The sequence below is a fragment of the Pseudomonas azerbaijanoccidentalis genome, assembly GCF_019145495.1.
Classification (GTDB): domain Bacteria; phylum Pseudomonadota; class Gammaproteobacteria; order Pseudomonadales; family Pseudomonadaceae; genus Aquipseudomonas; species Aquipseudomonas azerbaijanoccidentalis.
The window spans coordinates 32,396-59,347 of the sequence record NZ_JAHSTU010000007.1; the positions used below are offsets into that span (position 1 = coordinate 32,396).

Below are 26,952 nucleotides of genomic sequence, written 5' to 3' on the forward strand. Positions count from 1 at the left end.
TTCCCGGGTTTACGGCAATGCGACATATAGGGTCGCAAAGGCGCAGTTTAACTGGCGGCGAGCGTTTACGGCAGGCTTGCCCGGACGTAACACGCGCTGATGGGTCCCGTGCGGTAAATATGTACCGCACATCGTCCACCTTCACGGGTTTTCCTAGGGGCCAATCAAACACCCACGGCCACCCTCACCGCATGAATACCGACCCTACCGCCCTCATTACCTCTGACGCCTTCCGGCCGGATGCCCACTTTGAGCATCTGCAAACCGCCATTCCGCTCTGGCTGCGCCAGTCAGCGCCCGACAGGCGCGAAGCACTGCGCAACGTCACACCCAGGTTGCCCGCGGAAATGAGCAACGCACCGAAGCATCAACAGGCAGAGCTAAACAGGCTGATCGCCCGTCACATTGCCAGCCAGATTCAGGTCGACAAGGCGCTGGCCAATCTGCAAAACCCAGCGGACTTCGCCGAGCCACTGCTCAAAACCGAAATCAAGCGTCGCTTCGGCCTGGATCTGGACGTGCGCGAGACGTTTCTTCGGCTCTACATTCCAACTCACCTGCCCTGGCTGCGTTTGAAGTCGGGGGGCGCGCGCGTCTGGACGGTGTCGCTGCTCGACGCAGCACTGCATAACTTCGAAACGGCTGAAACCGGCAAGGCTGCCTTCGAGCCCGCCTCGACTTACATCAGCACGCCATCCGCCAACGGGCATTTCCGAACCTTGCCGCATGTCGCTGGCCAGATGCCCATTTCAGCTTTTACCGGCCTGTGCCGAGAGCTTGACATAGGCGAGCGCTATAAAGCGTATCTGGAGGACAATCTGGGCATCAGCAACCCGGTGGCCGCAGCGATCCTGCAACCGAAAATTCGCGACAGCGAGAAGTCCGCGCTCACCGCTGCATTGCACATGGCGCAGGCACAGAATCGCCTGAGTAGCGATATTCACATTCTGATTCTCGGTTTGCTCGATAACTTGCCACACCTGCGATTGCGCGGTCAGCTGTGGGGTTGCCATGACCTGACGATCCTGAACGCACGCCTCACCGGGATCCTGCTGTTTGCTCCAGACCTGGAGAGCGCCCGGGAAGTGGTGCGGGTGGTGGCCTATATTCCAGGCGATCCTGAGCATCCGGTGAAGGAGTATTCCTCGACGGCAGCGTTCGCCGAGGACCTGACCCAACGCCTGCGCGCTCCCGCCTACCAACAGTTTTTCAGCCGTTTTATCAACCATGAAGATCGTGGTCGTTTCTTCGCACAGCTGAACAACCTGCTTGCGCCCATCAGCTGGCAGCCTGTGCAACCGGACGACCCGCGCCCGACCTGGAGAGAATCACCCGACCCGCGGGCCAATTTGCGCCTGAGAGCAACGCCCATCCAGGGCGAGCTATGGACACACCTCTATCAGCGCAAGCTCGACAAGATTCTCAACGACGCCCGGGTGATCGCGGTATCCACCGCAACGGTCGATCAGAAAGCTCGCTGGGCGCTGTGGGATTCCTTCGCGGAAATTGCCTCGACACTGCTGAACATCGCGGCGTTCATTGCCCTGCCCTTCGTGCCGTTTCTCGGTGAAATGATGTTGGCCTACATGGCCTACCAGTTACTCGACGAAACCTTCGAAAGCGTTGTCGACTGGGCCGAGGGCCAGACTCGCGAAGCCTTTGGTCACCTCATGGGCGTGGTCGAATCGGCGGTGCAACTGGGGGCGTTTGCGGCAGGTGGCGTGATCGCGGCAGGTGAGTTTCGCGCAGTGCTGCCCCGGGAGATCGTTCAGTTCATCGACCGCTTCAATCCGGTCAAAAGGCCAAACGGCGACACCCGCTACTGGCAGCCAGACCTGCTCACTTACGAACACGCTGCGGCATTGCCCAAAGATGCAAAACCGGATGCACTAGGCCTGTATCAGCACCAAGGAAAAACCCTGCTCCACCTGGACAACAAACACTACGCAGTGAGCAAGGACCCGGTCACCCGCACGCATCGCATCGACCACCCCACCCGACCTGAGACCTACAAACCCCAACTCCAACACAACGGTGCCGGCGCCTGGCAAACCGAACTCGATCGGCCACTGAACTGGGATCAGGCCACAGTGCTTGCGCGCATCGGTCCGGACATGCAGCGCTTTGAGGCAAGCACCCGCGAACGCATGCTCAGCATCAGCGGCTGCCACGAAGATGTATTGCGCCGAATGCATGTTCATAACGGACAGGTTCCGCCACTCCTCGCCGACACCCTCAAGCGTTTCCAGATCGATCAGGACCTACACACCTTCATTGATCGAATTGGCAGCGAACAGCCGGCTGACTATCTGAACGCCGACCCCGCCTTGCAGCTTGAGTTACTTCATGAGCACGGTTATTGGCCCGCAAACAAAGGCCTCAGGTTGATCGACGAATCGGCGCAAACCCTGTGGCAAACCCGAGCAGCCGATGGGCCGGTGTTGCAGTTCAACGTCACACAACTCAATAACGGTGATGTGCTCAATACGTTTTTGTCGGCGCTGTCGGAAACCGAAATCAGGACCTTGATGGGCGAAGCGTTCGGTGAGCCATCCCCGCGCCTGGAAAGTCGCACTCGCCGCCTTCGTCAGATACTGGCGCAACTGGCCAAGCGCAAACGGCAAAGCCTGTTCGAGCAACGCTACCGCAAGCTTGAACAGGGGGCCTCGTCACTGGCACTAAAAATCATGGACGCCGAACCTGGGCTGCCGCGCGCCCTCGCCGAAGTCTTGGCAGATTCGGCCAGCGACTTCGAACGGCAGCAACTCCAACGCGGCAACGTACCTGCACGGCTGGCTGACGTCGCCCATGAAGCACGATTGCAGGTGCGCATTACGCGCGCCTACGAGGGCCTTGAATTGCCGTCGACCAAAGACAACCTCGACACCGATCGATTGGCATTGCGTTCGCTGGCCGAGCTACCGGGCTGGACCGCACAGTTGCGCCTGGAAATCCGTCACTACCATTTTGAAGGCCGGTTGATCGACAGCCTCGGAGGTGCCGAAGCGCCCCTGCGCAAGGTGTTGGTTCTGAGCGATGAGGGTTCGTACCAGCCTTACGATGAAGCAGGAGAAGAACTCAGCGGTTCGGGTTCGCTATACGCCAGCCTGTTACAGGCCTTGCCAGACAGTGAACGCGCAGCATTGAACATCCATATCGGTGAAGGCGATCGACTCAAGCAACTCATCCGGCAACATGCCCTCAGTCGTGATGCGCTGCGCATACTGTTTGCGGAACACCCGAACTTCAAACCCACCTACGACCCGAAAGTCATGCGTCTCCTGGGCGGTGGCGATGGTTACCGGCTGATGCCGAGAAACACGCCCACGCTGCAACAGCGGGCGCAAATGCTGTTCCCTCAATTGTCCGCCGATGAACTGGAAGCGTTTGTCCTGCGCCTGCAACAACACCCACAAGGACCTCGCGCCGAACTCCAGCGGCTCATCACGCAACACGACCAACTCTGCGAAAGCCTGAATGTCTGGCGTAACGACGTCCCGGTGTTTGTGCCCGATAGCCAGGTCAGGGTCACGCCTGAGCAATTCGCGTCTCAAAAGCAAATAAGGCAGCAGTTCATGATCGATGTGCTGGACTGCTGGCGCCAGCAATGGACGCTTCCTGAAACTGCCGCCGAAACAATCTTCTTTAACTTTTTCCATCCGATCATCGGTGAGCTACCGTCGCTGACGGGCGACTTCAGCAGCGTAACCATACTCAGACTTGAAGGCAGCAGCGCTACGCGAGGCATGCATGAGTTTCTTAAAAACTTCCCCGGGTTACGTGAGCTGAAATTACGCTACGTCAACTTGGGTCGTCTGCCGGACAATCTTTCTTCACTGCAACTCAGGGAGCTGATTCTCAGCGATTGCGCCGTGGCCCTCAGCCCCGAGAGCCACGCCACGCTTGCCAGTCTGCATCAGCTCACAACGCTCGACTTGTACAGGAATCCACTGGGTCTGGTGCCTGACTTCGGGGCCATGCCCAACCTCAATTACGTCGACTTGTCACACACCGGCATCACCGAATTTCCAAACGATTTGTTCACGCGCCCACGCCTGCGAACCGCCCTGCTCAACGACAACCAGATCAGGGAATTGCCCGCCACCCTGTTTATACAGCCAAGCAGAACCCAGGATGGTTTCGACCTGGGCAACAATCCACTTTCAAGCGGTTCGCGCGAACGCCTCAAGCAACATTTCCAGCAGTCCCGTCAGGATTTCGGTATCTATGCCGAAGCCGCCGATATTCGTCGCGCGCAGTCGCTGTACCCCACACTGGATCAAGAAGAGGCCAGCAAATTCGTTCTCCTGTTACCCGGCACACTGGACGAAGGCCGAGTAGCGTTGACACGCCTGGAAGCCGAACTCGCCACCCTGGAAAACCAACTGGCGGCCTGGACCGCCGATATTCCGCAAGTCCACCCACACAGCAATCAACCATTCACGGCGCAGCAACTGCTGATCGAGCACTCGACCAGAGACGAATTCAAACAACGGGTAATGCGCTGCTGGCGTCGGGAAAGTGAACCGGATGAATTCAGCGATTTGCTGCTAACAACTTTCGACTTGAGCGCTGACACCATGATCACCGGTGACCTGCCGGCCCTGAGTGCTGATTTCAGCCATGTGTCAATGGTTTATTTGAACAGTGACAGTGGCTATACCGCTGGCGTCACGCGTTTTCTGGAGCAATTCCCCAAACTCAAGACCATCAGCATTCGTCACTTCCGCCTGGGTGATATCCCGGACTCGATTTTCCAGATGGGCAATCTGAAATCGGTAAACCTCCCCAACTGCAACATCACTCTGTCCCCTCAGAGCGTGCTGAACCTGGCCGAGATGACCCGCCTTGAGTTCCTCGACCTGAGCAACAACCCACTGGGCCTAGCACCCGACGTCAGTCAGATGAGCGAACTGACAACTCTGCAACTGGATGATTGTGCACTCAGCGAATTACCCGTCGGGCTGTTGCAGCTCAAGACCCTTGAAACCGTTGACCTAAGCTCAAACGCAATCACGCAGGTACCCAGCGACATTCTGGAACTGCCGATGGATGTCGCCGAAAGCATCGACTTGCGCGGCAATCCGTTTTCCGAAGAAAGCCTGAAAATCCTGATTGAGTACTTCAGGCGCACCTACATCGACTTTGGTGTTCAAGCCGTTATCGAGCGGGCGGAACTGGAGATGTCGACGTCCGAGCCATCAGACGCCGAAGATTGATCAACCGCGCTCGGAAGGCACCGACGACAATTCGAACGGGCTGCTGCTGCGCCGCTGGTTGCGATCTTCCCGCGGCGTGGCGCCGAAGAAATTGCGGTAGGCGCTGGAGAAGTGTGGCCCTGAAGAGAAGCCGCACGACAGGCCGATCTGAATGATCGACTTGCTGGTTTGCATCAACATCTGCCGGGCCTTGTTCAGGCGCAGTTCCAGGTAGTACTGGCTCGGCACACGGTTGAGGTATTGCTTGAAGATGCGCTCCAGTTGCCGACGGGACACGCACACGTGCTGGGCGATTTCATCGGTGGTCAGCGGTTCTTCGATGTTGGCTTCCATCAGCAACACCGCTTGGGTGAGTTTCGGATGGCTGGAGCCGAGGCGGTTCTGCAACGGGATGCGCTGGCGTTCGCCGCCTTCGCGGATGCGTTCGACCACCAGTTCTTCGGAGACGGCGCCTGCCAGTTCAGCGCCGTGATCGCGAGCCAGTACTGCCAGGAGCAAGTCGAGTACCGACATGCCGCCGCACGCGGTCAGGCGATCGCGATCCCAGTCGAACAAGTGGCTGGTGGCGATGACTTTCGGGAAGCGTTCGGCGAAATCGTCCTGCCAGCGCCAATGCACGGCCGCACGATAACCGTCGAGCAAACCCAGTTGCGCCAACGGATAGACACCGGCCGACAGACCGCCAATCACACAACCGGAACGCACCAGTTGCTTGAGCGCACTGCTGAGTGCCGGCGCCAAAGTGGTCGGTGGCTCGTCCGCCAGCAAGAACAATTTCTGGAAGTTTTCGAGCTTGCCGGTCCAGGCTTCGCCGGGCAGTTGCCATTCGCCTTCGATCGGCGGTTCGGCTTGCAGGAACGACAGTTCGTAGACAACATCCGGATGCACACGCTGAGCAACGCGCAAGGCCTCCTCAGCCAGCGCAAGCGTCAGTGCTTTAGTGCTGGGCCAAATCAGGAAACCAATTCGATGGGCAGTCATGGCGGGCAATCCGAAACGAACAACAGTGATGAAGGCATGGGCCAATGCTAGCCCGTAAATGAACGCAAATCTTCAAACCAGCAACGATCAAACCTGTAGGAGCTGTCGAGTGAAACGAGGCTGCGATCTTTTGACTCGAAAAATCTAGATCAAAAGATCGCAGCCTTCGGCAGCTCCTACAAGGTGCACAACGTCAGTCTTGATTACTTCAGGCTGCCCGAGAGGAATTGCTGCAAACGCTCGGATTGCGGGTTCACCAGCACTTCGCGTGGGTTGCCGCTTTCTTCGACCACACCTTTGTGCAAGAACACCAACTGGTTCGACACTTCACGGGCGAAGCCCATTTCGTGAGTCACCACCACCATGGTCCGGCCTTCCTGGGCCAGGGCCTGCATGACCTTCAGTACGTCGCCGACCAGCTCCGGGTCAAGAGCCGAAGTCGGTTCGTCGAACAGCATCACTTCCGGCTCCATCGCCAGCGCACGGGCAATCGCCACGCGCTGCTGCTCGCCGCCGGACATGTGGCCTGGGTAAGCGTCTTTGCGATGAGCCACGCCAACCTTGTTCAGGTAGTGCTCGGCCTTCTCGCGCGCTTCGGCTTTTGAAACGCCGAGTACGTGAACCGGCGCTTCCATGATGTTTTCCAGCGCGGTCATGTGCGACCACAGGTTGAAATGCTGGAACACCATCGACAGGCGCGAACGCATGCGTTGCAGTTGTTTCGGGTCGGCCGCCTTCAGCGCGCCGTCCTTGTTCGCCACCAGCTTCAACTCTTCGTTGTTGAGCAGGATCTTGCCCGCGTGCGGCTGCTCCAGCAGGTTGATGCAACGCAGGAAAGTACTTTTGCCGGAGCCACTGGAGCCGATGATGCTGATCACATCGCCAGCCGCCGCTTTCAGGGACACGCCCTTGAGCACTTCGTGACTGCCATAGCGTTTATGCAGGTCTTGGACTTCAAGTTTGTACATGCGGTCGGTTCTCACAAAAACAGTCAGTCAGTCGTTGAGCAAGCGCCCGTGACGCAGCGCTTCGCGCCCCGCCACCTTGGCCAGCCAGAAACCGGGTTGGGCATAACGCAGCCGCTCAATGGCAAACAGCACCCCGGACGTACCAGCACACACCGTGCTGACCCGATCCGCCAGCGGATCGATCACTTCAAAAATTTCATCACCGGCTTCAACCCATTCGCCGGGCTGACGCAGAAAACTCACCACGCCGGGATGCGGCGCGAACAACAATTCGGTGCCTTCGAACGGCATGCCTTCGCAGGCTTCCTGCGCTGGCTTCGGCCATTCGCCGCTGATCAAACCCTGCTCGGCGAGGAACGCCAGAATGCCTTCGGCATACGCCTCGGTTTCAGCGCGACCGGTGTCGGCCTGACCACCCAATTCAATGGTAGTCGCCAGGCACGCCAGCGGAATCTGCGCGTCCGGGAACAAACGGGACAAACGCAACCACGGTAGCGAACAGGCTTCGTCGAACGAACTGCCGCCGGAATCTTCCGCCAGCAAACCGACCCGCACGTTCAGGTGCGCGGCCAGCGAACGCCACTGCGGCCAGTGTTGCGGCAAGGCGTACATGTGCAGCGCGGCTTCGGCATCGCAATGCAAATCCAGCACCACATCAGCGGTGCAAGCATGGCTGAGCAGGATGCGTTGCATGCCCTGCAACTGGCTGCTGGCGGGTGGCAACGCGGCCAGATGATCGCTCATGGTCTGGCGGATCAAGCGGATGTTAGCGTGCGGATCATCGCCGAGATGGCCATCGAGTTCTGCGGCGACAGGCGCGCTCAGCTCGACGAAATCGCGGTTGAAGTTCTTGCCGCTGCCCGCCTCGAAACGCCCTTGATGGTTGCCTTGCAGCAGTTGACCGAGGCCCAGTGGATTGGCCACCGGTACCAGTTCGATCACGCCGTTGAGCAAGCCTTGGGCTTCGAGTTCGGCCAGGCGTTTTTTCAGCGCCCAGGCGGTGCGCATCCCCGGCAGTTCATCGGCGTGGAGGCTGGCCTGAATGTAGGCCTTGCGCTCGCCACTGCCGAAACGGAATACCGAAATTTTGCGCTCGCTGCCCAAATGGCTCCACGGCAGTGAATGATCGATGCGTTCCATATCAGTGCTTCCGCGGGGCCAGGTAGCCCAGCCAACGGCGCTCGGCCAGTTTGAACAGCTTCACCAGAATGAAGGTCAGGCACAGGTAGAACACGCCGGCGGTGATGTACGCCTCGAACGGCAGGTAGAACTGAGCGTTGACCGTGCGTGCGGCACCGGTGATGTCGATCAGGGTCACGATGGACGCCAGACTGGTGGTCTGCAGCATCATGATCACTTCGTTGCTGTACTGCGGCAGCGCTCGGCGCAGGGCCGATGGCAACAGGATGCGCTTGTACATCTTGAACCGCGACATGCCCATGGCCTTGGCCGCTTCGATCTCGCCGTTCGGCGTGGCGCGCAGGCTGCCGGCAATGATTTCAGCGGTGTAGGCGCTGGTGTTGATCGCGAACGCCAGGCACGCACAGAACGTTGCACTGGACAGCCACGGCCAGAGGAAGCTTTCGCGTACCGCTTCGAATTGCGCCAGACCGTAGTAGATCAAAAACAGCTGCACCAGCATCGGCGTGCCGCGAATCACGTAGGTGTAGAGCCAGGCCGACATGTTGACGACGGCGTTTTTCGAGACCCGCATCAGGCCCAGCGGCAACGCACACAGCAGGCCAAAAAACAGCGACAGTCCGAGCAACTTGAGGGTAGTCAGCAGGCCGCCGAGGTACAGCGGCAACGACTCCCAAATGACGTTGTAGTCGAAGATCATAGATCAGCCGCCCTTACGCCTACCGAGTAGCGCTTCTCAAGTTGACGCAATGCCAGCAACGAGACGCTGGTGATCACCAGGTACATCGCCGCCACTGCGAGGAAGAAGGTGAAAGGTTCGCGGGTGGCGTCTGCCGCCTGCTTGGCCTTGAACATCATGTCTTGCAGACCTACCACCGAAATCAGCGCGGTGGCCTTGGTCAGAACCAGCCAGTTGTTGGTGAAGCCCGGAATCGCCAGGCGGATCATCTGTGGCACCAACACCCGGAAGAACACCTGAAAACTGCTCATGCCGTAAGCCATGCCCGCTTCAGCCTGCCCCTTGGGGATCGCCATGAACGCGCCACGGAAGGTTTCCGACAAGTACGCACCGAAGATGAAACCCAGGGTGCCGATACCGGCAGCCAACGGATTCAGGTCGATGTACTCGTCGTAACCGAGCATCGGTGCGACGCGGTTGAGCAGGTCCTGGCCGCCGTAGAAAATCAGCAGGATCAGCACCAGGTCGGGAATGCCGCGAATCACGGTGGAGTACAGATCGCCCAGCCAGGCTAGCCAGCGTACCGGCGACAGACGCAGTGCCACGCCGATCAGGCCCAGAACGATGGCCAGGGCCATGGACGACAAGGCGAGCTGAAGCGTCAGCCAAACGCCATCGAGGATGACAGCCCCGTAGCCTTTCAACATGATTCAGGTCCTCGAAAGTTGGGATGAAAAAATGGCGCAAACCTCAGAGATCCTGTTGCTTGCGCCATTTCGGACTTGTCGCGTGGACGGATTACTTGCCGTAGATATCGAAGGCGAAGTACTTGTCCTGGATTTGCTTGTATTTGCCGTTCTCGCGAATGGCCGCGATCGCGGTGTTGATCTTGTCTTTCAGCGCATCGCCCTTGCGAACCGCGATGCCTACGCCGTCGCCGAAGTATTTGACGTCGGTGAACGCAGGACCGACGAACGCGAAACCTTTACCGGCGTCGGTCTTCAGGAAACCGTCATCCAGCAGCGTAGCGTCTGCCACGGTGCCGTCGAGGCGACCAGCGGCCACGTCGAGGTAAATTTCGTTCTGCGAACCGTATGGCTTGATCTCGGCACCCAGCGGGGCCAGGACTTCGCGGGCGAAACGCTCGTGGATCGAACCACGTTGCACGCCGATGTTCTTGCCCTTGAGCTCGGTCAGGCCTTCGCTGACCTGAGTGCCGGCCTTCATGACCAGGCGGGCCGGGGTGTTGTAGTACTTGTTGGTGAAGTCCACGGACTTCTTGCGGTCTTCAGTGATCGACATGGACGACAGGATCGCGTCGATCTTGCGCACTTTGAGTGCCGGGATCAGACCGTCGAACTCTTGCTCGACCCACACGCACTTGACCTTCATCTCTTCGCACAGGGCGTTGCCGATGTCGTAGTCGAAACCGACGATGCTGCCATCCGGTGCTTTCGAGGCGAACGGAGGGTAAGCCGCTTCGATACCGATTTTCAGAGGCTTTTCATCGGCGAAAGTTGGCAGGGACAGCACAGTGGACAGTGCCAGGGCGCCAAGCAGCACGAGTTTCTTCATCTTGGGACTCCATCGGTAAAGGGCTAAAACGGCAGAGTGAGCGACAGCCCATTATGCGAATGAGTGGGACCGGAAAGCATTGCTGCGTCCTAGGAAGCGGGTGTTGAAATTCAACACGAGCAACGACGAGCGAGTGATCGGCATTCTAACGACAGGCCCGAAGCCGATATTTCTTCAATGCGACAACTAATTACAGAAGCACCGAGAAAGCCGTTTAGGCACGTTGACAGCCCTGCAAAATCATGCAAGAGCAAAAGACATTGAACCGATCTATGTAGCAAATTGCGGGCCTATTATTGGCAAAGCCTTCTAATCCGGCAAGCGCAGCGTGGAGTCTTATTTTTTCGAGAGGGCTTCAAGGCCCTGAAAGGAAGCGCGGCGTTTCCCAATGCCCCGAATCGGCGCGAGGCGGTTACACATTCAGTAACCTGAAAGATCACGGGTAACAGTAGGAATGTTCCGAGGGTGGAAGCCGATAATTATTGGCCGGGTTTAAGTGGTGTCTGACAGATCGACATCGCTAGCAGGCTAGCTCCCACAATGGTTTTGTGTCGTACCCACAATTTTCACCCACCTCAAATCCCCTGTGGGAGCTAGCCTGCTAGCGATGAGGCCAGCCCAGCCAACACAAAACCCTCAGCCACAAAAAAGCCCCGCCAGGCTCACACCTGACGGGGCTTTCAGTGACTCAGAATCAGCGCTTACGCCACATTCATCGTCTTGTGCGTATCAATCAAATGCTGCACCACACCCGGATCGGCCAGGGTGGAGATATCACCCAACCCATCATATTCAGCCGTCGCAATCTTGCGCAGAATGCGGCGCATGATCTTGCCCGAGCGGGTTTTCGGCAGGCCCGGCGCCCACTGGATCACATCCGGCGAAGCAATCGGACCAATCTCCTTACGCACCCAGTTTTTCAGTTCCAGGCGCAGTTGCTCGTTCGGCTCTTCGCCATTCTTGAGGGTGACGTAGACATAAATGCCCTGCCCCTTGATGTCGTGCGGCACGCCAACCACTGCGGCTTCGGCGACCTTCGGGTGCGCAACCATCGCGCTTTCGATTTCAGCGGTGCCCATGCGGTGGCCGGAAACGTTGAGTACGTCGTCGACGCGACCGGTGATCCAGTAGTAGCCATCGGCATCGCGACGCGCGCCGTCACCGGTGAAGTACATGCCACGGAAGGTTTTGAAGTAGGTGTCGACGAAGCGGTCGTGATCGCCGAACAGCGTACGCGCCTGGCCTGGCCACGAATCGAGAATCACCAGGTTGCCCTCGGCCTCGCCTTCGATAATGTTACCCAGATTATCCACCAGGGCCGGCACCACGCCGAAGAACGGGCGTGCCGCAGAACCCGGCTTGAGGGCGTGAGCGCCCGGCAGCGGACTCATCATGTTGCCGCCGGTTTCGGTCTGCCACCAGGTGTCGACGATCGGGCAACGGGACTTGCCGACATTCTTGTAGTACCAGTCCCAGGCTTCCGGGTTGATCGGCTCGCCCACCGAACCCAACAGACGCAGGCTGCTGCCATCGGCGCCTTCAACAGCGGCGTTGCCCGCGGCCATCATCGCGCGGATTGCGGTCGGTGCGGTGTAGAGGATGTTGACCTTGTGCTTGTCGACGATCTTCGCCACCCGGGTGATATCCGGATAGTTCGGTACGCCTTCGAACAGCAGCGTGGTCGCGCCATTGGCCAGCGGGCCGTAGACGATGTAGCTGTGGCCGGTGACCCAGCCGACGTCGGCGGTGCACCAGTAGATTTCGCCCGGACGGTAGTCGAACACGCGCTCGTGGGTCATGGCCGCATACAACAGGTAGCCGCCAGTGGTGTGTTGCACGCCCTTCGGCTTGCCGGTGGAGCCGGAGGTGTAAAGGATGAACAGCGCTTCTTCAGCGCCCATCTCTTTTGGCGCGCACACGGTGCCCGCCACTTTCATCAGGTCCTCGAACCAGATGTCGCGATGCTGGTTCCACTTGATGTCGCCACCGGTGCGCTTGCACACGATGACTTTCTGGATGCTGCTGGTTTCCGGGTTGGTCAAGGCGTCGTCGACGTTGGCCTTGAGCGGGATCTTCTTGCCGGCACGAACGCCTTCGTCGGCAGTGATCACCACTTTGGATTTGCAGTCAATGATGCGGCCAGCCAGTGCTTCCGGCGAGAAACCACCGAACACCACCGAGTGAATCGCGCCGATCCGGGTACAGGCCAGCATGGCGACCACGGCTTCGGGGATCATCGGCATATAGATAGTCACCACGTCGCCGCGGTGCACATCCTGGCCGCGCAGGGCGTTGGCGAATTTGCACACTTGCTCGTGCAGTTCGCGGTAGGTGATGTTGCGGCTCTCGGCAGGGTCGTCGCCTTCCCAGATGATTGCGACTTGATCGCCGCGCTCGGCCAGATGACGGTCGAGGCAGTTGTAGGAAACGTTCAGGGTGCCGTCGGCGAACCATTTGATGTCGACATGGTGATCGTCGAAGGAAGTCTGCTTCACCGTGGTGAAAGGCTTGATCCAGTCGAGGCGCTTGGCTTGCTCGCGCCAGAAGCCATCCGGGTTGACGACGGACTGCTGGTACATGGCCTTGTAGGTCGCCTCGTCGGTCAGCGTATTGGCCAGAACCTCGGGACGAACGGGATACAGGGAAGCCGCACTCATCTTTCTTACCTCGGTGGAATAGTTGTTTTTGTATGACCCCGTTTTAGCCGGGCCGCGGCTATAGAACCATTCGACGATGGTAGTAACAAGCCCCTACAAATTGTCGTGATTAGCTGCGCAGCCTGCCAGACCGGGCATTTGCGGCCATCCCCCAAACGCACCAGGTAAACGCAAATTTCTGTAGGAGCTGCCGAAGGCTGCGATCTTTTGATCTTGCTCCTTGAAAATCAAAAGATCGCAGCCTCCGGCAGCTCCTACGGGGATTGTTACAGGATCTGTCAAAGGTGTTTATCAAAACCACGGCTATATGGACGAAGCGCCCGCGACTAAAATCTGCTCCGCCAACCAGGCAAATCTGATTAACCCAGTTACAGCCCCCACGAAGGCCGTTAATCAAAACACCGAGTACTAAAGCTCCACACGCAATCCCAAAAAGGTTGCGTGTCCCCTCTCGCCTCAAGAAAGGTAAAACTTAAATGAAAGCTTTATTGGTTCTGGCCCTCAGCAGTCTGTGCGCAAACGCCATGGCAGACGAGGTCCAGACTGATGTCGCGCAGCAACAACCCCCTATCGAGGAATACACTTACTCGATGCACCTGGACATCGCCAAAGTTGTTTCCATGAGCGAAGTTCCCAATGTATGTGAAGTTGTCCCGGCGAAAATGGAATACGACGACTCAAAAGGTCAGCGCCATATTCTGCGTTACAGCGTGATGGGCAACGGCTGCTCCAGCGGCTGATTCAGACTGCACCGAATCGGATCATTTCAGCGTAGGCTGAGGGTCGATTCCAGCCCGGCTTCGGTCGGGCTCAGTTGTGTTTGCAGTCGTCGAAAAGCGTCACCAAACACAAGATGTAGTGAAAAATGGCATTTTTTGACTACTTTTTGAACAAAACCGGATTCAAGCAAAATTTACGAAAAAAAATCTTCACCCGCCAAAGCCCTGTAAACCCTCGCTCCGACCGAAAAACCCGCCCTCTCGTCCGCTTCATGCGCGGATTCGCCCCACCACGACCGTAAAAATTTCCCTATAATGCGGCCTTAAACGGGCCTGCAATATCCCCTTACAGGGATGAATAGCCAGTCTGAAGCCCCGCAACGGCATTCGATGCTGATTGCGCCCATCAGAGGCTCTCGGATCCCCGTAAAAAATTCTGTTTTATGGCCTGCCTTGGCGGGTGCAAAAACGATTCCTTTAGATCCAACGCGGTCAGTACGACCGTGTGAAATACCAACCCATCAATTTCACACGGGCACACTGGCCCTCACGCAGGAGACGACACGTCATGCTGAGCTGGGACGAATTCGACAAAGAAGACACGGAAGTAGCAGTCAAGGGCAATAACGCTGGCCACGCCACCGAAGCCAACATGGACCGTCTCGACAGCGCCGGCGGTGCCGCCGCCCTGGAAGCCCGTGCCGTGACCGCTGCTGACTCCGCCGCCGTTGCCCGCGCCAAAGCTGCCCTGGATTCCCTCGACGTCGCCGAAGGCCTCGCCGAACTCGAAGGCGCCTCCGCCCGTGTCGCCGTTGACGAAAAGCGCATGATCAACTGCCGCGCCGACCTCAACCAACTCGTGCCCTTCAAGTACGACTGGGCCTGGCAGAAATACCTGGACGGTTGCGCAAACCACTGGATGCCGCAAGAAGTCAACATGACCGCCGACATCGCCCTCTGGAAAAACCCGGAAGGCCTGACCGACGACGAGCGCCGCATCGTGATGCGCAACCTCGGCTTCTTCTCCACCGCCGACTCCCTGGTTGCCAACAACCTGGTCCTGGCCGTGTACCGCCTGATCACCAACCCGGAATGCCGCCAGTACATCCTGCGCCAGGCCTTCGAAGAGGCGATCCACACCCACGCCTACCAGTACTGCATCGAATCGCTGGCCATGGATGAAGGCGAAATCTTCAACATGTACCACGAGATCCCATCGGTCGCGAAAAAAGCCACCTGGGGCCTGAAATACACCCGCTCGATCTCCGATCCGAAGTTCGAAACCGGCACCGTCGAAACCGACAAAGAACTGCTGCGCAACCTGATCGCCTACTACTGCGTTCTGGAAGGCATCTTCTTCTACTGCGGCTTCACCCAGATCCTCTCCATGGGCCGCCGCAACAAAATGACCGGCGTCGCCGAGCAGTTCCAATACATCCTGCGCGACGAATCCATGCACCTGAACTTCGGCATCGACGTGATCAACCAGATCAAAATCGAAAACCCACATTTGTGGGATGCTGAGATGAAGGAAGAGGCTTCGCAGATGATTCTGCAAGGTACTCAACTGGAAATCGAATACGCCCGCGACACCATGCCTCGCGGCGTGCTGGGCATGAACGCGGCGATGATGGAGGACTACCTGAAGTTCATCGCTAACCGTCGCTTGTCGCAGATTGGGTTGAAGGAAGAGTACCCAGGGACGACTAACCCGTTCCCTTGGATGAGCGAGATCATGGACTTGAAGAAAGAGAAGAATTTCTTTGAGACGCGCGTAATTGAATACCAAACCGGTGGTGCGCTTAGCTGGGATTGATTCCTGAGCTCGCCACAATTTGACGATTGCACTCTGAACCGACAAATCAAAAATACAAAAGCCCTGATCTGATCGGGGCTTTTTTTTGAAAATCTACCAGTTTTTATACCTATTCATCTTCGGTCACACCGCGCGGGCTAAGCCTATAGAAGTGAAAACTGCAAAATGACATTATACACATGCGCTTAGAGCGAATGCAGCCATAGAGCTTGAGCCATATGGACCTAAGCACATTTTTTACAAAGTAAACGGAGGTTCACAGACATGCTGGAAGCGCGATTTTATGATACTTATTACTTTTGCAATATCATAAAAAACATCCTTTTACTTTCCGGACGATCATCTTAGAACACTTAATGAATTCCATGGTGATGGTCGAATTTATTTTAGGTTGTGCGCACTTAGGAAATACCCAGCCTTACATAAGCTCATAGAGTTTATAGTTCAGGATGTTTATTACGAGCAGGCGGACGAATCTGCCTTAGCAAAAAAGAAGAACATGTTGAAGCGCCTTCAAGAGCTACCTATTCTTTTGTAGCACATGAGACCAAGCATGCTGCCAATTGAGCGCGCACTGGAATACCACAACATGAAGTATCAAAGCTTCGAAGCATTCCTTGATAAGCGTGGAAAAAAACTTAATCGATTGCGATGTGGATGACGTATATGAATTCATCCATGAGCTTCGAGAGGACGGCGTGTTTGATCAACTAATCGAGCATATCACAAAGGAAGTGTTTCATGTGTTATTCCAAAATCGTGAACTAATAAAAATTTTCAACATTATGTTGGCCAATGCTCCTACAGACTGAGGCAAGCTACAACGCCCCAACAGAACTAGAATATCTCTTTTTGAGGCCTGGCATATTGAAACGTGTAACCATTCCAAAATGGGTCCGTCGTGCAGTTTTCTATCGCGACCGAGGTCGCTGCGTACTTTGTGATAAAGACTTATTTGGTCAAATAAATCTAGAAAACCATAAAAATTATGACCATATAGTGCCGCTGGCTAAACATGGGCTTAATGACACATCAAATATTCAGTTGCTTTGCAAAGAGTGCAACCAGATGAGAAGCACGCCGGCGAAGCCGTCACATCTAACAAAGACCAAACTTGGTATAAATACTAGCTTTACGGATCACCAGGTATCGCCAATGCAAGCAATCAGACGACATTTCATGACTCCAACATAAAGTGCGATGATGCTCGCATACCTACATGGAGCGATTACGCGCCAACTTGACCATTGATCTATGGGTAGTAGGGTTTTCAATGATGGCGGCTGCGACTGGGAGATTGGCCACTTCTACGATTACCTGTTTCGAAGTGACCAAGTAAAGAGCATTTATTTGCCAATCTATGCATTTGTCGAAAATGCAACTGACGATACCAGAGCATCACAAAGATACTCTCGTTCTTTCTCTAGGTTTTTCTTGCACACTACGTCATACACAACCGAAGCAATCTTGTTAGCCAGCAATGGTGGCACTGCATTTCCAACCTGATGAAACTGTTGGGTTCGATTACCTTGAAAAAAATAATTATCAGGAAACGTCTGAAGCCGAGCCGCCTCTCTTACCGTCAAGCTTCGACATTGCTTGGGGTCGTAGTGGATGAAGTAGTGACCATCCTTGGATATATGACTAGTGACGGTCGTTGCCGGAAGCTCCTCCAGCTGAACCCTGAAACGATCACTAAACTTGCCGCTTTCCCAGTTCTTGTGAGCAGGTGCAAGACCTGAAAGGCTAAACTGTTGATGCCCTTTTGGAGACGTCTTGTAGGCTCGAGCATAGACACTGGCAAACATGTATCTGCGCAGGTCAGAAGACATGTGCCCGCGCGCATCGTGATTGAGCCAATTTTCTAGGTTGTCATCGCGATACCATCGGTCCAAATTTTTATCGCCGGTTCTGCCGTCCCCCTTGCGGCGAGCTACTCGAAGCGCGCCGACATCTAGAGAGGTTGACAAAAGAGCCTCACGTGCGATTTTCATCGCAGAATCGAGCTTCGGCTCGATTCTCGAGTCGACTTCAGATCTGAGCTCATCGAGCTGGTTTGCAACTTCCCTGTACCAAGCTTCGCTGTCATCACGCTGCTTGGTCAGTCGACTGCGCAACTCTGGGAGGTCACCGAGTACCTGCTTCGTACTGACTCGCCCAGTGAGTTCGGGGACGCTTCCGTACTCGGGAATATTTCCTTGATCGTCCAAGGCAATACCTAGGAGGATTACCCGATGCCTGGCCTGAGGAATGCCGTGTTCCTCGGCTTTGATAATGAAGCCGCGAGGATCCACTTTATTCACATCATCACCAGGGCCGAAGGATTGGCCCGTCACGAGGGAACAGATACGATACCTTGTGCCGGGCGCGGGATCATCTAGAGCCTTGTTTGGGTCAGTAAGGTCCTGCAGTATTTGCGTAAATATACTTTCACCTGCAATTTTCGAGGACAGAATCCCCTTCACGTTTTCCATAACGAAAACTGCCGGTTTCCTTTCCTTGATGATTCGCAGATATTCTTTGTAGAGGAAATGGCGATGATCATTTTCGGCGCTGTAATCGGCCTTTCCCTGATTGCGTGATCGACCTACGATTGAATAGGCTTGACAAGGAGGGCCACCAATAAGCACCCAAGGTCGATCTTCGAGTCGTTTGTCGAGAATCTTATCGAGTTCTTTGTCACCTTTGTCTGAACCTAAGGTGATACACCTAGCCTCTTCTTCGGCCTCAAGCCACAGGGATTTGCTTGTATCACTGAAAGGCGTTTGACTACGGCCGTTGCAAAAATCGTAGTAATCGCAGAGCCGATCAGGTTTCTTCAGCTTTAGTAGCCTGTAGAACGCTCTCAGCTTTAGTGTTTCCCGAGCAACAGGGTCCATTTCAGCTGAGACCACTATCTCGAACCGGGTTCCGCTACCCGAAGATGCGAACCCCTCGCCAAGCCCTCCAGGGCCTGCAAAGAGATCAACGATCTGGATCGGCTTCGAAAGCTCAGTTTTGCATTCGACAGCTTTATCTCGGGCTAACGGCAAATTCATCTGGGGCTCGGTCATGGACATAGTCAGCAAAGAGGTCAGGTCTCGCATGATGGCCGCTATTCGCGGCAGCAATACATCTCCCGAGTTGAAGGTCCGGAAGCTGCTGCATCGGCATGGCTTCAGGTATCGACTGCACTCTCGGAAGCTTCCAGGTCGGCCAGACGTAGTGCTTCCTCGCTACAACGTCTGCATTTTCATTCATGGCTGCTTCTGGCACAGACACCCGGGCTGCAGATATGCCACAACCCCTCGAACTCGCGAAGAATTCTGGCGACTGAAATTCGACCAGAATGTGAAGCGAGACCTCAGGAACAAAACCGAGCTGCTTCAGCAGGGGTGGCGTGTCTTCGAGCTTTGGGAGTGTGGTATCCGAGGGCCTGAAACAGAAATGAACTGGCTTCTGGAAGCCGTGCCGGATTGTAATCAAAAATACGTCTCCTGGCCCGACTTTCCTGTGATGGATGCATAATACCCTTCCATCGGTCGATGCCTGATAGATGGCGTGCCTGATGCGCGTCTTTCCCGAATTAATTCAATCAGCTGTCTTCGCAAAATGGACTGGGCCAATCACGCATTAAGTGGCAAAGTGATGCCACACATTGCAGGTGGCCTGGAAGTTGGACGGTACATGCTCAGCGAGCCAGCAGCGCCTATACCTATGGATTGAAAGTAAGGATTGCTTCGATGACAAACCCGCAGGTTGAAACCTTCGCCCGTCAGATCCGCGAGAAACTACCTACGCACGATTCTCCAGAGCAGGCTGCAGGAGCCCTAAAAAAAGATCTCACCAGCATTGGTTTCTCCTTTACCTCCGAGATGGACCAGAATCTTGCAGTAGCGCTTGAGCAGGTAGTCGCGTCGTTGGAGGATGTTGAGATCTTGCGTCGCAGCTCTTTGATTAAGAAAAGGGATCCTTGGTACAAGGGACCTAGCTCTAAGGATGTTCACTGGCCGGCACTGAAGGGATATCTCAAGAACAGCAAGGGTTGGGACGAAAGCACCATTGCGTCTATCGATGAGAGCTCGTCAGAGGTTGTATCGCTACTTGCAAATCCAAATAACGAAAGTTTTCGCCATCGAGGCCTTGTAGTGGGCTATGTCCAGTCTGGCAAGACCGCGAATATGACCTCCGTGATCGCCAAAGCGGTGGACGCCGGATATAACCTAATCGTGCTGCTGGGCGGAGTGACCAACAAGTTGCGGGCGCAGACCCAACGACGTATAGAACACGACATCGTAAATCGTCACCGCCATTTCTGGCAGCTTTACACCACCGAGCAGAACGACGGGGATTATACATACCCTGCGAATGGTTCGTTTACGATGCCTGTTCCCGGACGAGCGCAGTTGGTCGTGATGAAGAAAATCACCTCGAGGCTTGAGACCTTCAGAAAGACTATTATCGATGACAAAGGCAAGCCTAAGACTCCCTTGGCAATACTTCGGCAGCTCAAGGTGCTGCTGATTGACGATGAGTGCGATCAAGCGTCGGTTAACTCGTCGAATAATGATTACGACATGACACGGATCAATGCGGAGATCCGCAAGATTCTAAGAGCACTTCCAGCGGTATCTTATGTGGGGTACACCGCAACACCATTTGCCAACGTGTTCATCGATCCCTACCCATTAAATCAGAACGATCTCGACGACCTCTATCCGGAGGATTTCATTACCACTTTGCCTCGCACTGACGGATATTTTGGTGCGAGGGAGGTGTTCGGTTACGCTCCAGCCGATCCTGATGGCCCTGAGTCGCCAGAAGAGGCCGGCAGAAACATGATTCGACATGTGCCGGAGGAAAAGCTCAAAGTCTTGCGCCCCGTCCGCATCAGCGAAAAAGATTCATTCCACCCGCAGATGACTGAAGAACTGGAAAATGCAGTGCTTTGGTTCCTTCTTAGTTGTGCAATCCGAAGAGCCCGCGGGCAGCATGACCAACATATGACGATGCTGGTCCATACATCCCCTTACATCATCCAGCACGAGCGGATGGCGAAGCTCATTAAGCAATGGATCGAAGGCAACCTAGCTCAACTAACCAGCGATTTTGGTGAGCTCCAAAATAAGATGAAGCAAGTACTCAAGGAGGAGACAGACCAAGTTCCGCTAGAGTATGACGGTATATATTCGCTGGCCAACCTTCGCCCTCATCTCAAGAGCACTCTCGATACTCTGGAATTCGCTATCGAAAACGGAGAGAGTTTTGAGCGGTTGGATTACACCCAAGAACCCAAGACTTACATCGTGGTTGGGGGGACAGTGCTAGCCCGCGGACTGACACTTGAAGGTCTTTCAGTTTCATTTTTCCTGCGCACTTCCATGCAATATGACACCCTGCTTCAGATGGGGCGCTGGTTCGGCTATAGAAAGGGTTATGAGGATCTTCCTCGCCTTTGGACGACTGCTGAACTCGCGTCCAACTTCCGTGCGCTGGCGCGTATTGAGGAAGAGATCCGCGAAGACATCAGCAACTACCGCAAGCATGGCGTCACTCCCAAAGAGTTCGCGGTCAGGGTTCGTTCCATCCCAGGCATGGCGATTACTGCTGCATCCAAGATGCGGCATGCCTATCGCAGCAATATCAGCTTCGAGGGCCGACATGTGCAAACCATCCGCTTTGATCATCAGAGTGATACCAAGGTATCGGGCAATTGGGACGCTGCCGTTCAGTTCGTTGACCATGTATTCGCTAAGCACCCATTCGAAACTCAAGGTGGAGGCAAGCGTCATCTCGCACGAGAAGTGTCCCTCCAGGAGGTCCGCAAATTTCTGGTGGCTTATGACATATGTGAACACCACATGGATCTAAAGAAAGATCTTCTTCTCGGTTATATCGACCAAGCAGCAGACAGACTACAGAAATGGAATGTCGGCATCATCACTCCCACTGGCAAGAGAGAGGCTGAAAAACCACTGGGCGTTCTTGGCCAGGTGAATGCTGCTCGCCGCTCTCAGTTGAAAGACAACGAGAGAGGATATGCCGACATCAAAGCGTTGATGTCGAAAAGCGACATCCTTATCGACACCATGGACCCGGAGACAGTGAAAAGTAATGGAAGCTGGGCGGAAATCAAAAATGACCGCCCACAAATCCCGCTCCTCTTGCTATACGTGATCGACGGTAAGTCCGAGGCGCAGTCGACATCTCGCAAAGACTTGGACGCCGTTAGTGACTTGATAGGTATTGGTATTGTTTTCCCAGGAGCACCGGATCAAGCGGGCGACTATTTCTCGGTTGAGCTGGACGCCCCTGTACCTGAGCAGATTGCATCGGAAGAGGAATTGTTGGCCGAAGCGTTGGATGGGGCGGTTGATGAGTAAGAGGGCGATCGAGCGCTGGAAGCGTCTGAAGGAGAACGGCTCGGGTGATGGGGTGATTGAGGTTCCCAGTATTGATTCGGGTATCGCGACGGGTTTCGGCACAGCGCGCTACGCGATCGGAGCTCAGGGACAGCCTCGGCTTCTAGTGCCTATAGGGGGACGGGTTGCAGCCCGTGAGCTGACGTCAACTTCCAAACTCCTCGTGACAACCTCGAGCTACCTGGTATCCAGCAAGACAACATTGTTTATCGACATCATGTGCCTGGAACTAGCTCTTGATGTGGTGTTTGCTGAACTGGCAGAGGAAATCCTTCGAAGGATCAAGGAGGGGTTTTCACCATTCAAGGCAGTCACTGCATCTATCGATGATTTCCGGGAACTGTTGAAAGAGAAGACTCGTGAAGAAGTCCCGGAAAACAAGATTCAGGGATTGGTAGGGGAGCTTGAAGTAATGCGGCACCTTGTCGCTCACAATCAGGTTGCCACGGTAACGTGGACTGGACCTTTTGAACTTCGCCATGATTTTCGTCGAGGTATCCATGCGCTCGAGGTGAAGACATCTGGTCGATCCGATAAAACTCGAGTGTCTATCCATGGCATTGACCAGTTGGCTCCTCCAGACGGAGGTACACTTCACCTTGCCCATGTTCGGCTGGAGCGGGTAGAAAATGGTCAACTTTCGGTAGGCTCGGTTTTTGACGATCTGCTGAGATCAGGGGCGGATAAAAAATCGCTTGAAAGGGGGTTAGAAGCATTGGGATGCTCAGATCCTCATGGCGAGGAATGGAATCGCCTTTCCTTTGACCTAGAAGGACTGAATGTCTACAGGGTCACTGAAGGATTTCCGCGAATCATTGGCTCCAATTTCATTGGAGGATTTTTGCCAGAAGGGGTTTCGGCTATTGAGTATCAGATAGATCTGAGCTATGCAAAGACCTTCGAACTCTCGACAAATGAATTCGAAATCGCATTAAAAAGGATTGCCGGATGACGCGACTCGAGCTTTTTAGCGAACCCTTTGCCAAGACAGGAAACATAGCAGCGGACGGTTTTAGACGGCTGCTGGGCTGCCCCGCTCAAGATCTTCTGCAGACAGTTCTCCGAGAATCTATCCAGAACAGCATCGATGCTGCTCTGCCTGGGGCTGGTCCATCTTTGTTGATTCGATTTCGTACGCTGACATCTCATCAGTGCATGGCCTTGAGAGAGTTTGCACTCGCAGACCTTCCGTTGGGCGATCACACACGAAACGAGATAGCAACTTCAATCGGGACGGTTGGCCTCAAGGTGCTGGAAATCTGTGACTTCCGCTCCATCGGGTTGGGTGGGCCGACGTCGGGGGATGTTGCTTCAGATGGGGGCGAAGCGCTCAATTTCGTGAACTTTCTGCGTAACGTAGGCGTTGCTCGCGACACATATCACGGAGGAGGGACCTACGGTTACGGGAAAACATCTCTATATGCAATGAGTGCGTGTTCGACGATTCTCGTAGATAGCCAGACCACCTGTGAAGGTAAACCCGTACGAAGATTCATGGGTTGTCACTTGGGGTCGGCATTCGATGCAGATACAGCCGATAACAAGCGCAGACGATTTACGGGGAGGCACTGGTGGGGCATCAGCGATGGAGATGACGGCATCGATCCCGTCACTGGACCCCATGCGGCTGAACTGGCGGTTTCGCTTGGGTTGCCTGAGCGAGACTTGAACAATACGGGTACTTCAATTCTTATCCTTGATCCTTACATCGAGGAGGGAGAAGGCACTAGGTCGGTCGATAGCTATATCCAGGAAACGATTCTCTGGAACTTCTGGCCACGACTCACGGAATCAACTCCTGAAGAAAAGAAACTCACTATTCGTGTGGAAATTGAGGAGCAGGAAGTGGTGTTGCCGGTTCCGGATAACTTCCCCCCCTTTGATCTGTTCGCGTCAGCTATGAAGGCTTATAGAGACGACTCCGATGATGTGCAAATTATCAGAAGCGAGCGCCCAAGAATGGATCTGGGCAAGCTAATCATCAAGAAAGGGCTTTGCGCCGATCGCGTGGGCGCCGCTCTAGATGAGAATTCCGAAATACCCGAGCAGGCCTGTCATATCGCCCTAATGCGGCCTGTTGAGCTGGTCGTAAAATACATTGAGGGTACTCCCTTTGCCGATGCTCGCTTTGAGTGGGCTGGGGTATTTGTATGTTCGGATGAGGATGAGGTGGAATCCGTCTTTGCAATGTCCGAACCTCCTGCACATGACGATTGGATTCCTGACAATCTTCCCGACCGCAATGCGAGGACATATGTACGGGGGGCTCTCAGGCGAATCGAACACGCCGCCAATACTTTCGCAGCTCCAGTCATCTCGGTCGCAAAAGGGAGCAATGAGCGTGGCCCTTCGCTTGCAGGTACTGCTAGCCGGTTGGGGCGGCTGCTTGATTCAGTTTCGGGAACAGGTCCGGGCAGGCCAAAGCCCTCCCCCCGCTCACCATCCGCAAAACAGGAGCTTGTCATATCTCCAGCTCGGTTTATCCGGCTTGAAATTGATAATTCAAATAGACGTTGCGCCATTTTTGAAGCGGATCTTCAAAACGACGGGACGAATGCAGCACTTGAAATATCGGCTGTATCTCATCTAATTGCAGACGGTGCCTTAGCTGACAGCGAGGACTTGCCGGCAAGTTTTGAAACCCGAGTAATCGGAATGTCGTTTAATACCGCTGACGAATTCGCTGCGGGATCAACCATCAAGGTAGGTACTGAAAGCGGCACCATTAGCATTTCGGTTCTGAGCCCACCAGAAGCAGCCGTAGGTATCAGACTTCACTTTCTGAACGAAGGTAGAGAATGAGCCGTATAGCCCTCCCGTTTCTTACACTTCCGAATGAACTGGTCGACTTCAGCGGCTGGATGATCGGGCCTCCGGGTGAACCATTGTTCCCGGCTTCCGACATATTGGAAAATTGGGATTATGAACAAGACGTCCAAGTCAATATCCATGTCCATATAGATTTCACAGAAGCAGCAGATCGATTAGGAATAGATGCTGCGGATTTAAAACTGGCAGTAGTACTTGTGGCGGGCACCGGCTCTGGTAGCTTGCCTCGGCGAGTAGATCGCCTGAAGACTGCCGTAATAGATATCGACGAACCTGCAGTTACGCTCGAGGCAACCATCCCGGGACGTACCCTTTCAGGGCAGCTTCAGCTCAGCCTGAGAATCGTTCTTGCAGCCCCAGTTGACTCTGGGAGTCTGCTATCTCCAAAGCAGCAGGGCGCCCGCCTCTGGCAGCATCATAAAAATATCCTCATCGAAGACGGTGGCGATTCGAGATTTCCTATTGAACTTGCGAGCTTTTCAGAAAGCTTCAAAGCCAGGCCCGAGCAATATGCACCCTGGCTTGTCGATTGGAACCCGACAGCGCTTGATGCGGACTTCAGCGGTAATGTAAGGCTTTATGTCAATTCTGATATCGAACGCATTTGTTCAAGGTTCGTCGAAGGTGATGCGCTGACGCTTCAGGCAATGGTAGCTGACGTGATGACACAGATAATTGAAGCCGCTATCGACGTTGAGGATGCAGCCGAACTTTATAGATATGAGGAAGGTTCAATAGGTTATCAAGCGAGAGCGTGGATGGAGATGTCGTTTCCGGGACAAAGTATGGAGAACATTAGACAATTGCGGAGCTATGCACCTGGAAAGTTTAAAGCCTTGATTCTTGCGACAGCTGATTTTGGGGATAATAAATGAAGAGTGTTCCACTTCTTCCTCGTCTGAAAGCCCACGGTGTCGCCACAATCCTCGAAAAACTCAAGAGTGAGTCTCCGTCTGCCAGAGACAGCATCGACCGTTTGAGAGAATACTCGGCGTTGAAGACCAGCGCTTCGAGTGGCGGAACTAGAGCAGATAGCGTGGCCGTTAATATAACTGCTGAACTCAGAAGAATCGCTCAAAAAGCCGGGTTCCCCACCGCCAATACCCAAGTAGCCAGAGCTCAGTTCGACCAAGACGCAGCCATTTACCTTGGCCAATTGGAGGAGTTAAAAACTGGCGAAGCATTGCGTGATGACGTATGGGCGTTCATGACAACTGTATTGGCGCCTGACATCGTCGCATGGCGTTTCACTGATAAAAATCGCGAGCGGGTGGCGAGATTTGCAGGAGGTGTTCGCAACTCTTTCCAGCGGTTATGGGTGCGGGGTACAGTTCTGGATCGAAGAGACGGGCACTCGCAGCGCTGGGAGCTGATAAAACAACTGACCGAGGATGCAATGGTTCAGATTTTCGAGCGTGCATCAATTGGCGGGAACCCTCCCTTTGCCATGGCAATAGCTGAAGGCTGGCTCCGCACGTCAAATAAGGTCGGTCGAGGTCCAATGGAGGACGTTATGCGTTCTGCCACCAAAATTCTAAGAATGAAGAATCAGATCATCGATTTGGGATATCTAACTTCCGAGGAGCTGGAGGGCGTAGTCTCAGATACATTCAATACTGCGGCTCGTGCGGTTATTAAAACAGAGGAGCCTGAGCTTGCGACTTGAACGAGTGATCGAGTGATCGAGTGATCGAGTGATAGAGGAATAGATGCTGATTGAAACTGACCTCATCTATCGAATGGAACTTTACCCCGAGGAGAGCTGATTTTTTTCGGCAACCTTTCTTAGGCTTTCGGACTGTACGGTTTAGCTCGCATTGAAATCCAAATCCGCTCGGTTCAGATGGTTTGCCTAACATACTTTGCCTGGCAAATGATGACTGATCTGGCGGGTTGACCGTGCAGCGTTGACCTAATACGATCTCACCTCGGCGCCTAAGAAACGTCTAAACCAGAGCGGTCCTCCGC

Annotated in this window: 18 protein-coding genes; 10 read left to right on the forward strand and 8 right to left on the reverse strand. The window is 54.8% G+C overall.

Going from position 1 to position 26,952, the window contains the following annotated elements:
• Positions 1-191: 191 nt before the first annotated feature.
• Positions 192-5,219: a leucine-rich repeat domain-containing protein gene (locus KVG88_RS21390; protein WP_217872690.1), complete on the forward strand. Its 5,028-nt coding sequence runs from the start codon at positions 192-194 to the stop codon at positions 5,217-5,219.
• Here KVG88_RS21390 and argR read toward each other — a convergent pair whose 3' ends face one another.
• The 7 genes from argR to acs all read right to left on the reverse strand — a co-directional run bounded on the left by argR (position 5,220) and on the right by acs (position 13,219).
• Positions 5,220-6,200, reverse strand: coding sequence for a transcriptional regulator ArgR (gene argR / locus KVG88_RS21395; protein WP_217872691.1), 981 nt, complete (start codon positions 6,198-6,200; stop codon positions 5,220-5,222).
• Positions 6,201-6,403: 203 nt separating this feature from the next.
• Entirely contained in the window at positions 6,404-7,168 is a 765-nt protein-coding gene (locus KVG88_RS21400; protein WP_007971015.1) for an ABC transporter ATP-binding protein, read from the reverse strand.
• 27 nt (positions 7,169-7,195) lie between these two features.
• The gene (locus KVG88_RS21405) at positions 7,196-8,308 is read right to left on the reverse strand and encodes a M14 family metallopeptidase (protein ID WP_217872692.1); all 1,113 of its coding nucleotides are present in this window, start codon (positions 8,306-8,308) and stop codon (positions 7,196-7,198) included.
• Position 8,309: 1 nt separating this feature from the next.
• Positions 8,310-9,008: an ABC transporter permease gene (locus KVG88_RS21410; RefSeq protein WP_150705124.1), complete on the reverse strand. Its 699-nt coding sequence runs from the start codon at positions 9,006-9,008 to the stop codon at positions 8,310-8,312.
• On the reverse strand, positions 9,005-9,694 hold the full coding sequence (locus KVG88_RS21415) for an ABC transporter permease (RefSeq protein WP_150705125.1): 690 nt from the start codon (positions 9,692-9,694) through the stop codon (positions 9,005-9,007). Before KVG88_RS21415 ends, KVG88_RS21410 begins: the two co-directional genes overlap by 4 nt.
• Positions 9,695-9,785: 91 nt before the next feature.
• Positions 9,786-10,562: an ABC transporter substrate-binding protein gene (locus KVG88_RS21420; protein ID WP_150705126.1), complete on the reverse strand. Its 777-nt coding sequence runs from the start codon at positions 10,560-10,562 to the stop codon at positions 9,786-9,788.
• 701 nt (positions 10,563-11,263) lie between these two features.
• Positions 11,264-13,219 carry an acetate--CoA ligase gene (gene acs, locus KVG88_RS21425; protein ID WP_217872693.1) on the reverse strand — a complete coding sequence of 652 codons (1,956 nt, stop codon included), beginning with the start codon at positions 13,217-13,219 and terminating at the stop codon, positions 11,264-11,266.
• Positions 13,220-13,695: 476 nt separating this feature from the next.
• Between acs and KVG88_RS21430 the strand changes: the two genes are divergently transcribed.
• The 3 genes from KVG88_RS21430 to KVG88_RS31280 all read left to right on the forward strand — a co-directional run bounded on the left by KVG88_RS21430 (position 13,696) and on the right by KVG88_RS31280 (position 16,948).
• Positions 13,696-13,959, forward strand: coding sequence for a DUF2790 domain-containing protein (locus KVG88_RS21430; RefSeq protein WP_217872694.1), 264 nt, complete (start codon positions 13,696-13,698; stop codon positions 13,957-13,959).
• Positions 13,960-14,506: 547 nt separating this feature from the next.
• Positions 14,507-15,754 carry a ribonucleotide-diphosphate reductase subunit beta gene (locus KVG88_RS21435; protein WP_217872695.1) on the forward strand — a complete coding sequence of 416 codons (1,248 nt, stop codon included), beginning with the start codon at positions 14,507-14,509 and terminating at the stop codon, positions 15,752-15,754.
• A gap of 795 nt (positions 15,755-16,549) precedes the next feature.
• Positions 16,550-16,948, forward strand: coding sequence for an HNH endonuclease (locus KVG88_RS31280; protein WP_225934102.1), 399 nt, complete (start codon positions 16,550-16,552; stop codon positions 16,946-16,948).
• A 164-nt stretch (positions 16,949-17,112) separates the two neighbouring features.
• On the opposite strand, the gene KVG88_RS21445 is transcribed toward KVG88_RS31280, so the two are convergent.
• Positions 17,113-18,807, reverse strand: coding sequence for a DNA cytosine methyltransferase (locus KVG88_RS21445; protein ID WP_367616852.1), 1,695 nt, complete (start codon positions 18,805-18,807; stop codon positions 17,113-17,115).
• 34 nt (positions 18,808-18,841) lie between these two features.
• Between KVG88_RS21445 and KVG88_RS21450 the strand changes: the two genes are divergently transcribed.
• From KVG88_RS21450 to KVG88_RS21475, 6 genes are all read left to right on the forward strand, one after another.
• Entirely contained in the window at positions 18,842-19,261 is a 420-nt protein-coding gene (locus tag KVG88_RS21450; protein WP_367616855.1) for a very short patch repair endonuclease, read from the forward strand.
• Positions 19,262-19,476: 215 nt separating this feature from the next.
• The gene (locus KVG88_RS21455; protein ID WP_217872698.1) at positions 19,477-22,116 is read left to right on the forward strand and encodes a Z1 domain-containing protein; all 2,640 of its coding nucleotides are present in this window, start codon (positions 19,477-19,479) and stop codon (positions 22,114-22,116) included.
• Entirely contained in the window at positions 22,109-23,107 is a 999-nt protein-coding gene (locus tag KVG88_RS21460) for a PD-(D/E)XK motif protein (protein ID WP_217872699.1), read from the forward strand. The genes KVG88_RS21455 and KVG88_RS21460 overlap by 8 nt, the downstream gene beginning before the upstream one ends.
• Complete coding sequence (locus KVG88_RS21465) at positions 23,104-24,957, forward strand: hypothetical protein (protein ID WP_217872700.1); 1,854 nt, start codon at positions 23,104-23,106, stop codon at positions 24,955-24,957. The genes KVG88_RS21460 and KVG88_RS21465 overlap by 4 nt, the downstream gene beginning before the upstream one ends.
• Positions 24,954-25,859, forward strand: a complete 906-nt coding sequence (locus tag KVG88_RS21470; protein ID WP_217872701.1) for a hypothetical protein — start codon at positions 24,954-24,956, stop codon at positions 25,857-25,859. Before KVG88_RS21465 ends, KVG88_RS21470 begins: the two co-directional genes overlap by 4 nt.
• Positions 25,856-26,650: a DUF6339 family protein gene (locus KVG88_RS21475; RefSeq protein WP_217872702.1), complete on the forward strand. Its 795-nt coding sequence runs from the start codon at positions 25,856-25,858 to the stop codon at positions 26,648-26,650. Before KVG88_RS21470 ends, KVG88_RS21475 begins: the two co-directional genes overlap by 4 nt.
• Positions 26,651-26,952 lie beyond the last annotated feature (302 nt).